Below are 9925 nucleotides of genomic sequence, written 5' to 3'. Positions count from 1 at the left end.
CCTGAATAATTATTGCCAAACGTCGAATTGGCATTGGTCAGAACGAGCGTTTTGCTACCCAAAATGGTCCGGCCGCCACCATCGAGCGCCTGATGGAAGGGGTTGACGACGTCGCGTTCGAGACATCGAACGTGCCATTATTGTGCACGCCGGTGGAAGACGCGATCGCGCCTGATCCGCTCAACGCAAGCGTGCCGTTGTTAATCGATGTAGCACCAGTATAGGTATTATTAGCTGTCAGCGTGGTCGTGCCAGAGCCCATTTGCACCACGTCGCCCGAGCCTGTTATCGCCGTCCCAAAGGTATTGGCATCAGACCGGTTGAACGCGAGCGTGCCGTTATTGGCCTGAACCGCGTCGATCCACCCTGCAGTTCCCCCAGTGCCGAGCTGAAAGGTGCCCCCAGAGTTGATCGTGGCGCGTGTCTGGGACGAGGAAGCGGTCCCGGCCAGAATGAGGGTGCCATCGTTGATGTTCAATGAGAGCGATGAGCTGAGATTTGAGAGGGGTGAAGCCCCTCCCACCGTCCAGATGCCATCGCCGTTCTTATTCAGGGTGCCAAAACCTCGCACCGTTCCATTCAGAGTGTCAGAACCACTGTCACCGGCAAGATTAAGGACAGCAGCGTCTCCTCCTCCCGAAATATTCCCGTTGACGGTGGAGCCGTTATACAGTGTCACATTGTTAGAGAGAGAACCACTCGTTCCCAAGCTGATATTGCCGTTGATAGTGGAGCCAGTGTAGTTGGTAAAATTGATGCTACCCGCGCTGGAATTACCGACAATCGTGCCCGTACCACTGGTTCCCGCAGTAATGGTGCCGTAGTTGTTTATGGTATTGCCAAGTCGCGCTGTCGCAGTTTGGGTTCCCTCAAACCAGAAAGCTGCCGAGGTTGCGGTGGTTATCAGACCATAGTTGTTGAAGATATTATTACCGCCCGTCGGGTTGAACGCTTCGGAATTCCCAGTCCCCCCCGCTAGCTGACTGACTACACCGGTAGTCCCAATATTAACGACAGTGTTTCCTCCAAATTCTACAACATTCCCGCCTGTATTATATGGACCGCCCGTTCGACCGTAACCTTGAACAGTTCCGTCTATGTTGATCACATTTCGCGATGCCGTGGTCCCGGATCCAAGACTTAAAGAGACGCTCCGATTGTCATCTCGTAGCAACGCGCCTGAAACAACATTAAGGGTCGTTGTCGGATCATTAGGACCAGTACCGATCCGGACAGGGGTCACCCCGCTGCATGTAACGGTTCCTCTTATATTAACACAAGCTGCAAGTGCCGTTCCAAAAAATGGCGAATTACCGTACGCCAAAGTAATACCGACAAGAGCAAAATAAGAATAATGACGTTTATAGATCAATTGAATATACCCGGAAAGAGGAGAGACAGAATCAAACACTCACAGAAATCCCAATTCCGGCCTCTCCCTGCAGCCCGTGTCATATTTTCGTAACAAATAAACATCAATTCGCGGGTTATTAACGGTTGAAGCGACAAAAGATTTCGAACTATTTCATTACATTATATCCATATTGTGAATGTAAAATGCTGAAAAGACGCTGAATTAGTGAATATTTGAAAATATTATTATCTTACCTGTTTTTTTCACTTATTTATGTGAATATTGGTAAAGTTATTCTCATTAAACATTGAATCATAGCTATAAATTACGGATACATCCGCCACTTACCACTGAAGGTGCAATATTTTCATTGCAGACCGATCCGCATCAAGAATGTTTCTCTCAAATCTGAAACCATGATATCAAGCGTCTCTCGGCACTCATCAATCACCCCTTGATGTAAGAAAAGGCTCTGCTTCTCCATATTCGAGTGCCTAACGGATTACGGACTCACCGCGACAGTCAGATGCATCCAGCTAATCCCGATCTCGCTCAGAGAGCGTGGATCGATGACCGTTGGAAGATCGAGAATAACCATCAGAGCCTGGCGTAACTAAGCAGGTTTCAGCGTCACCAGCTGGTATTGAGGGCAGGACGTGAAAGTAAGAGTCGTTTGGGTATAATCGATCCGGCCGTGAAGCGGATGGGAAAATCTGCGAGCACCTCCCTGACGCAACAATACACTCTGATTCTGCCACAAACGCTCGAAGTCTGGGCTCCTAGATCGAAGCTCCTCCACAAGCACGTCCACCTGTTCTTCATTGCCATGAATGCTGGCGGCTCGGAACTCGGCAAGCACTCGTCGGGCACTGCCTTCCCAATCGTCGAGGAGGGCGCGCGCTTCGGGGAACAGAAAAACGAAACGAAGGAGATTTTTTTCTGCGCCGTCCAGCCATCCAACAAGAAGAAGTCGAGCCAGCCGGTTCGCAGCACATGCGTTCCACAGCGTGTCCAGCACATAGCAGGGAACAGTCATATGGTCAGGAAAAGTTCGGATGTGCTCGGGAAGATCAGACGAAGCAGGCGTGAGTGTGACGTCCGGATCTTTCAACTGCGCTAGCTCGAACAGGTAGAGCCTCTCCGCCGCAGACAACCGCAATGCCGTGGCAATTCGCGCCAGCGTTGCCGTCGAGCATGAGACATCCCGCCCTTGCTCGAGCCAGGTGTACCAGGTCGTACTGATCCCACAGAGCTGAGCAGCCTCTTCCCTTCTCAGACCGCGAGCGCGGCGGCGCCCCGGCAGAGGATGCAACCCGACACCTTCGGGCGAAAGAGCCTCACGGCGGGCACGCAGGAAAGCCCCAAGGGCACGATGCTGTTCGGGAGAGCGGCGCATGATGGTGGTTTTTATACCAGTATAAATAAGGAACTTATACTCGTTTGTTCGTTCCGACAGGATCTATCGCGTTGGGGACTCAAACGATGGAGCAAGACAATGACAGAGCCATTTGCCGCAAGACATTACGCCTCGCGAGCAAAGGATTACGTTTCCAGCGTGGTACATAATCAGGGGACTGATCTGGATCAGATTGAACGGCTGGTCGCAGGGAAAGGGCTGCAACGCGTCCTTGATCTGGGGTGCGGGGGCGGTCATGTCAGCTACCGGCTGGCTCCGCATGTAAGCGAAGTCGTGGCCTGCGACCCGACAGGAACGATGCTGGAAGCCGTCGCGCAGGAGGCCACGCGGCAGAGACTGACAAATATCACGACAATGCAGGCTCCTGCTGAAAAACTCCCTTTCGAAGACGGAAGCTTCGATGGGGTGTTCTGCCGTTTCACAACCCATCACTGGACCGACGCTGTTGCGGGACTACGCGAGGCGAAGCGTGTGATGACCCGTGATGCCATCGGCGTTTTCATCGATGTCACGGCCCCCTCTTCAGCTCTGCTGGACAGCTGGTTGCAGTCGATGGAATTGCTGCGGGACGTCTCGCATGTCCGGGATTACAGAATTTCCGAATGGGCCGCCTTACTGGAACAGGCAGGATGTTCTCTTCAGACCACGGAGACACATCGCCTGCGCATGGATTTCAAAAGCTGGGTCAGCCGGACAAAAACACCCTCCGAACACGTCGCGGCAATACGCTCGCTACAGCACTCCGCTCCAGAGGAAGTGAAACGCCACTTCTGCATTGAACCGGACGGTAGTTTTGAAATCGATGTTAGCAGCTTTCTCGTGAGGCCTTTGTGACCAAACCGGCCACAGCGCAAATGGTGAAGTGTCGTGGCACAAGGTGTGAGCAAGTTCTCCGGGAAGGGTTTGCTCATCACCTCACGTAACTGACCAAAATGGAGCATTCATGCAGAAACCAGGAGAGATACGGAAGTGATCATTTGACATCGTGCGTCTCACGATCACCGCCTGCGTCAGTACGTTAAGAGTGGTAACCCTTCTCGATCGCTTACACCTTGTTCACCTCCCCCTTCTGGCCAGAGCGGATACCATGATGCTGCTTTCACGGACTTCCATCTGCACACCGTCCAGATGGAAAATCTAAAGATTGCCTATATTCGCAAGGAATAAACGACACATTTCGAAGCTGACATCGCGGCTCGCAGACATTGCTGCCGCACAGTTCGCCGCAATCGTGCCGACGGAACCCACTTCGTTCTGAATGCTGCCATTGACCTGATAATCGTTCAGAGTCACGCTGTTAATAATCGGGCCATGCCGGCGGATATCTTATGATCGGCAGATATGTAGATCATCGGGTTGAACGAAGCTCGTGTATGAACGTCGTGATATCGGATTTACTTTCAAACTTCGCATTTCCGTTATGAAACCGGGATAAATCAGAAAACAAAGATGAAACAGGTGCGGATTTGGCAAATATTTTTAAGGTTATCGACACTTTATATTCAGATTCATCGTCGAAATCAGCACCATCATCAATGGTATCCATGCACATCAGCATGATACACGATATGTTTTTATTGATCATTGCAATTTCTGTAAATAATTTATGACAAAATATTAGAGTTTTCAGAAACGTATTATCCGGGTAATACCAATCCATAGGGATGGTATTTATGGAGTTTTGTCTGTAGTAATCATCCTCCCTGCAGAAAAAATCTTCATTCACTCTTTCTGTAAAAAAATTTAGATATAAGCAATTATCTTCATAAATAAACCCTCTTGATATAATTTCAGTGTCTATATCTATATTATTTATCTTCGCAATATCAGAAATAAATTCTTTATGTATATTTAAGATATGTTTGAATCGAAGATTGTATATCATATTCCCTCACAGCGTAACCTATTATCCTGCGTCCAGAGAGAAAAACACTCCACTCCCTCAATGATAACTTCTCTGTATCAAAGGCAGGCAAATATCATTAATTTTCTTCATTGACTCTCCAATCGTCCAGCCGTCGAAGGAAATGGTCATCTTCACAGGGCGCACAGTCGAATCCTACCGCTCAAAGATACCCTCGTTATTTTCATTCCAAAAATAGTGATTTCAATTAATACTTCACGAAAATCTTTAATAATCTCACCTCTCGATTTATAATAAATTTTTCCACCTTCTCTGTACGCCATCATATCAACGAAGTAATTTTCTAACTTCATATTTGATCCAACCATCACATTCAGGATGGTGGTTGATCGAATACTTCGCTTCGTAATCAATAAAGATATTACACATCATCTACATTCTATCACCTGATATCCATGAGTAATATTTCCATCTGGATAAAAATTGTCATGGCCTCAGGCGATCTCTACTGAAAGCGTCATATCGCTCTGGGCGCCAATCAACCTTTTGACGCTCATATCCCCGCCGGAAAGACCCGTCAGCGTGCCGCCCCATGTCACGTTCGAGCCGTGCTCGACCGACTGACTACCGGGATCGCTGAAGCGGCTATGCGTCAGAAGGCCCGATTTCTTGCCTGAAGTATCGTAACTGATGCTGTCGGTCACAGACCACAGATCCAGAGACTTCGCCGCTGACAGCACCATATCGCCCGTGCTGTCGATCGTCGCTCCTGCCGATTTCAGATCGCCCCCAAGGGCCGCCAGAACAGCCTTGCTGCTCGAGTTGATCGAACACGTCTGGTTCGGCGCCTCACCGCGCGCGCTGCCGACATTCGCCCCACCCTGCCGCCGTCGCCCGTTGGACCATCGCAGTATCCAGAGTGCAGCTATTACCCGCCAGTATCCACAGCTCGCCGCCTGAGCTCAGACGGCCACTTATTTGGAGGGAGACAAACTAGTGATCGCAGCTCATCGTTCTTAAGTATCGTCACAGATGTAACCAAGCAGTCAGGCAAGTTCGACTTGGCTTTAGGTATCTGAGCCCAGACGACGAAACTGGATCCTGCTTCGTGTCAGCCGGTCGGGTTGCCAGTTGGGCATGTGACGCCAAGCGTCGTCACATGGGCGATCTCGCCTTCGATGCGCACGAACCGCTTTTGCTCCGAGCCAACCCATTCAGGGATCCAGGCCGTTTCGATGCGCGTAATCCACGCGTCTTCTTCAATTCTGAAGCGTCCAATATAAGAAACCAGGGTCTGAAGAAGCTCGGCCTTTTCCTGTTTGGTCTGAGCCGGCGACCGGCCCTCCCCCTCCAGATTGAACGCAACCCAATCATCGGCCGTAAAGATGACCCGTCCTCTGGGTGACTGACCCATGGCAGGAATCTGGGTACGGGTCTCTTTTTCTTCCACAACGTAAGAGACCAGTTCCCATGTCCCGATGAGCGCTGCCTTGAGTTCATCACCCAAAAGAACGTCGGAAACACCCTCGTCCTGAATCGCCAGGCTTTGCTTAGTCATTTTCTCTTTTTCCGCCTTCTCTGAAAAGTTACGCCTGAATGCTCTGGAAGGCTGACAAATTCGTACGCGAGCTGCTTTCAAGCGCTCTGATACCGCAAAAAGCCATGGAGTGATCCAGCTCCTTGCGCAACAGGGAGAGCGCCTGGGTCATACCCGCTTCTCCACCAGCTGCAAGACCGTAAAGGGCAGCTCGACCGATCAGCACACCTCTGGCGCCCAGACACACCGCCTTCAAGATCTGCTGACCCGTGCGTATGCCACCATCGAGGAAGACCTCGGCTCGCCCGTCAATTGTATCGACAATCGAGGGCAGCATCGCAATCGAAGAAGGCCCTCCATCGATCTGACGCCCACCCTGATTACTAACGCTGATCGCATCGGCTCCGATACTTAAAGCCTTCTCTGCATCTTCCGGGTCCAGAATGCCCTTAATCAGCAACTTGCCAGCCAGGCGTCGCGTATGACGCGCAAAGCCTCCCAGTCGAGATTGAGATCGAAAGGCTGGCTGGCTTGCCACCGGCCGAAGCTCTTGATGTCGGTGACACCCTCGACATGCCCGATGACATTTCCAAAACCGCGATGGCGCGCTCTTGCCATGCGCAGGATCCAGCGAGGATGGGTCGCTACGTCGGCCAGCAGTCGCGGTGTGATTCGTGGAGGAAAGCCCACCCCGTTTTTCAAATCGCAATGACGCTGGCCAACAACGTGGTAGTCGAGCGTCAGAATGAGGGCCCCGCATTCGGCGTTCCTGGCGCGCTCGATCAACCGCTTCAGAAAGAGGCGATCTTTGAACAGAGATACCTGAAACCAGATATCCGCGTTACTCGCAGCTCTCACAGCTTCGAGCGAACAGGAACTCCCGACCGACAGACCGTAGGAAATCCCCGCCGAGGCAGCCGCACGCGCCGCCGCTATTTCGGCATCCGGGTAAAGAAAGCCCGCTCCACCCGTCGGCGCGATCACGATCGGCATACTTGCCTTCTGTCCCAGAAGGTGGGTCTGGAGCAGGCGTTCACGCACATCCCGACCGACACGCTGGCGGAGCAGAATCCGCTCGAAATCCTGTTCGTTTGCCCGATATGTCGACTGCGTCCAGGAACCTGAATCGACGAAATCGTAAAAGAGCTTCGGTAGCCGCTGTTTGGCAACCAGCCGAAGGTCTTCGATGGAAGTAAGAGGATATCTGACCGTCATGCCATTCCTGTCAGTTCATACGTTCCTGTGTGCAGAGCGGGTTTCGTCTTAGAAGCCAGCCGTCACGGTGCCGATAAAGGCGCGTCCTGCTCCCTGGAGATAGGTCGGTGCCGATCCGGCAATCGTCGTCCCATACACACCGCGAACAGCCTTAGCGTTCCCTGTTACCGAGTTGGAGCCGCTCAGATAGGTCGCCCCTGCCAGATTCTGGATGTTGAGACGCAGCTCGGGCTCTTTCAGGAACGCGTACGAGTGAAACCTGTAACCAATCGACATATCGAGATTGGTATGGGCAGGAATTGCCTCGTCATTCATGAAGGTGCTGTACTGGGTATCCATGTACTTGGCCGTAATATTGCCGAACAATGAATGATCGTCGTAGCTCAGACCCAGACCGGCGCTGTATTTCGGTGCACGAGGGGCGATCTTGCCCTTGGTCGGAAGATAGTCCGATCCATTGAGCAGGTTATTATCTGTCGTGACGCGAATATATTCGGCGGACACATAGGGACGCAGATTGTGCCATGGGCGCGTTCCGAGCTGGATATCGACACCACGCCCAGTCTCGCCACCCGCATTGATGAAGGTGCTGACCGATCCACCATTGATGATCGCCGCCGTCGAAATCTGACGGTTGGTGAAGTTGTAGTTAAAGAACGAGACACTGCCCGACAGGATCGGTCCGCTATAGCGATAGCCGATTTCTTCAGAGATCGAATATTCGTTCTTCTGCTTGTTATTTCCGGCAATCAGCAGTGTTCCCGTGGTGCCGTTATAGGAATTGAACAGCGAATTCGCTGTTGGCACGCGGAATGCCGTATTGCCGCTCAGATAGATCTGGTGGTGCTGATTGAACTCATAGCGAAGCCCGACTTGGGGGGTAACCTGAAACGCGTTCTGTCCAACGTCGCTCTGCGGCCCCGGCAGAAAATTCTGGCCAGGTCGATGAATCCATACGGCTTTGATCCCGGCCTCAGCCAGAAAGCGGTTGTTGAATGCCTTGATCTGATCGCCCAGATAGACCGAGTTCGTATAGGTCTGAGCCAGCCAGTCGGTGGAGCGATAAATCGTACCGTCTTTCAGACGCGCGACCTGATCGGAGTTGTTGAGCTTGGCGACTGGTGATCCATCACTATACACCGAGCCAAAGCTGTTCTGGTAGGTTTGACGCGTATAGTCGAACCAGTAACCAGCCTTGACCGTGTTGATCCCGCTTTTCCACGAGACAAGTGTGTTGAGACCCGGGTGCTGAATGTCGAAAACTGTCGGTACATTGACCGTCGTGGTCGTGCCCGTCCCCTTATTCAAAGAGGAGAGATCGAGGCTGCTCAGCTGGTTTCCGAAATAGGCACGTCCCGAGTTCGGAAGCGTTGCCCCGTAAGCAAAGCCGCCCCACGCTCCGTAATAATAAGGCGTGATCGACAAGCTGACGCCATGCTGCAATGACAGATCGGTCGGCGCGCTGACAATCACAGTACGCGCACTCTGTCCCCTCAGCTTGTAGTAAAGCGGGTTCTGGTTGGCGTAGCTGCTGGAGAAATTGTAGTTGCCACCCGTCGAACGATATTGGGCCAGAGTGGGCGTGCTCAACAGATACATATTGAAGTCGGTGTAAGACACCACAAGGCGGCTCTTGCCGACTGCACCCCAGTCCTTCACCAGCTTGAAATCGACATGGTCACGGCGGAACGGAGCCGCAGGTCCACGCCAGTTATCACCAAGGATATGCGAATAGCCGAGGAAGAACTTCACACCACTCTGCCCGATCTTACCGCTATCGAGGCGCAGGAACTGGCGGAACATGTTATGCGACCCAAAAGATGCGCTGAGCATACCGCCCCGACGATCAGCCGGATCGCGCAGATCAACGCTCGTAAGACCACCGGCCGCACCGATCATGGGCGCTGTCAGATCGACCGATGTCGGACGCAGGGTTTCCTTCTCGATGCTGTCGCCATCGGGATACTGAGAGGGCAGCGTGACATAGGTTCCGACGTTGTTAAGCGGTGCCCCTTCCATCATGAAGCCAATTTCATCGCCGCTCAGACCACGCACAATGATATTGCCAGACTGGATGTTATACGGGTCCGACGTCGCCACATTGACACCCGGAACAAGCCGCAAAACTTCGTAAGCTGATGTCGACGGAGACTGGGTCGCGACGAAGTCGCGCGTAACCGTGCTCAGGGCTGTCGTTGCCGTCTGGCGCGTCATCAGACCGCCGCCAATGTCGCGCCCGCTTCTGCCACTCGGAGAGTGATGCACGGCAGATTTGACCTCAATGCCCTCAACAGACTTTGCATAGAGCGGGGTCGCCGCATGGCGAACCGGTGCACGAGACGCAATGGCGGGGCGGGAATGAGCGCGCGTCCCAGTTTTCTCGCTGTGCTTCGCATAGGCCGATGGCACGAAGAAAATGGAGGCAATAATTTGTGCGGCGACACTTACGGAAACAAGCCGTCCGATCGGCATAGCAGGAACAGCAAGACAACACTTGGCCATGATTACCACTCCGAATGGAGGCGACCTCATTTGGGT

Annotated in this window: 7 protein-coding genes and 1 pseudogene; 2 read left to right on the top strand and 6 right to left on the bottom strand. The window is 52.4% G+C overall.

Annotation, left to right across the window (positions count from 1 at the left end; genetic code table 11):
• Positions 1 to 37: 37 nt before the first annotated feature.
• Both JCM15831_RS21600 and JCM15831_RS12280 read right to left on the bottom strand, forming a co-directional pair.
• Complete coding sequence (locus JCM15831_RS21600; RefSeq protein WP_198024324.1) at positions 38 to 1108, bottom strand: beta strand repeat-containing protein; 1071 nt, start codon at positions 1106 to 1108, stop codon at positions 38 to 40.
• 859 nt (positions 1109 to 1967) lie between these two features.
• Positions 1968 to 2750: a helix-turn-helix transcriptional regulator gene (locus JCM15831_RS12280; protein ID WP_025824497.1), complete on the bottom strand. Its 783-nt coding sequence runs from the start codon at positions 2748 to 2750 to the stop codon at positions 1968 to 1970.
• Between the two features lie 99 nt (positions 2751 to 2849).
• Between JCM15831_RS12280 and JCM15831_RS12275 the strand changes: the two genes are divergently transcribed.
• A complete protein-coding gene (locus JCM15831_RS12275) occupies positions 2850 to 3605 on the top strand; it encodes a class I SAM-dependent methyltransferase (protein ID WP_025824496.1) in 756 nt (251 codons plus the stop codon).
• Between the two features lie 1524 nt (positions 3606 to 5129).
• On the opposite strand, the gene JCM15831_RS12255 is transcribed toward JCM15831_RS12275, so the two are convergent.
• The gene (locus JCM15831_RS12255; protein ID WP_156938870.1) at positions 5130 to 5339 is read right to left on the bottom strand and encodes a hypothetical protein; all 210 of its coding nucleotides are present in this window, start codon (positions 5337 to 5339) and stop codon (positions 5130 to 5132) included.
• Positions 5340 to 5385: 46 nt separating this feature from the next.
• Between JCM15831_RS12255 and JCM15831_RS21595 the strand changes: the two genes are divergently transcribed.
• A complete protein-coding gene (locus tag JCM15831_RS21595; protein ID WP_156938869.1) occupies positions 5386 to 5595 on the top strand; it encodes a hypothetical protein in 210 nt (69 codons plus the stop codon).
• A 151-nt stretch (positions 5596 to 5746) separates the two neighbouring features.
• Here the strand turns inward: JCM15831_RS21595 and JCM15831_RS18815 are convergent, their stop codons facing one another.
• The 3 genes and pseudogenes from JCM15831_RS18815 to JCM15831_RS12240 form a co-directional block, all read right to left on the bottom strand.
• The gene (locus JCM15831_RS18815) at positions 5747 to 6193 is read right to left on the bottom strand and encodes a lipocalin-like domain-containing protein (protein ID WP_232228177.1); all 447 of its coding nucleotides are present in this window, start codon (positions 6191 to 6193) and stop codon (positions 5747 to 5749) included.
• Positions 6194 to 6221: 28 nt separating this feature from the next.
• A pseudogene (locus JCM15831_RS18810) lies at positions 6222 to 7387 on the bottom strand (alpha-hydroxy acid oxidase).
• 48 nt (positions 7388 to 7435) lie between these two features.
• Positions 7436 to 9889 carry a TonB-dependent receptor gene (locus tag JCM15831_RS12240; protein WP_025824492.1) on the bottom strand — a complete coding sequence of 818 codons (2454 nt, stop codon included), beginning with the start codon at positions 9887 to 9889 and terminating at the stop codon, positions 7436 to 7438.
• Positions 9890 to 9925 lie beyond the last annotated feature (36 nt).

The organism is Asaia astilbis JCM 15831 (assembly GCF_000613845.1).
GTDB lineage: Bacteria > Pseudomonadota > Alphaproteobacteria > Acetobacterales > Acetobacteraceae > Asaia > Asaia astilbis.
Note: the sequence above shows the minus strand (reverse complement) of the source record. Positions and strands in the feature narration are given on the sequence as shown.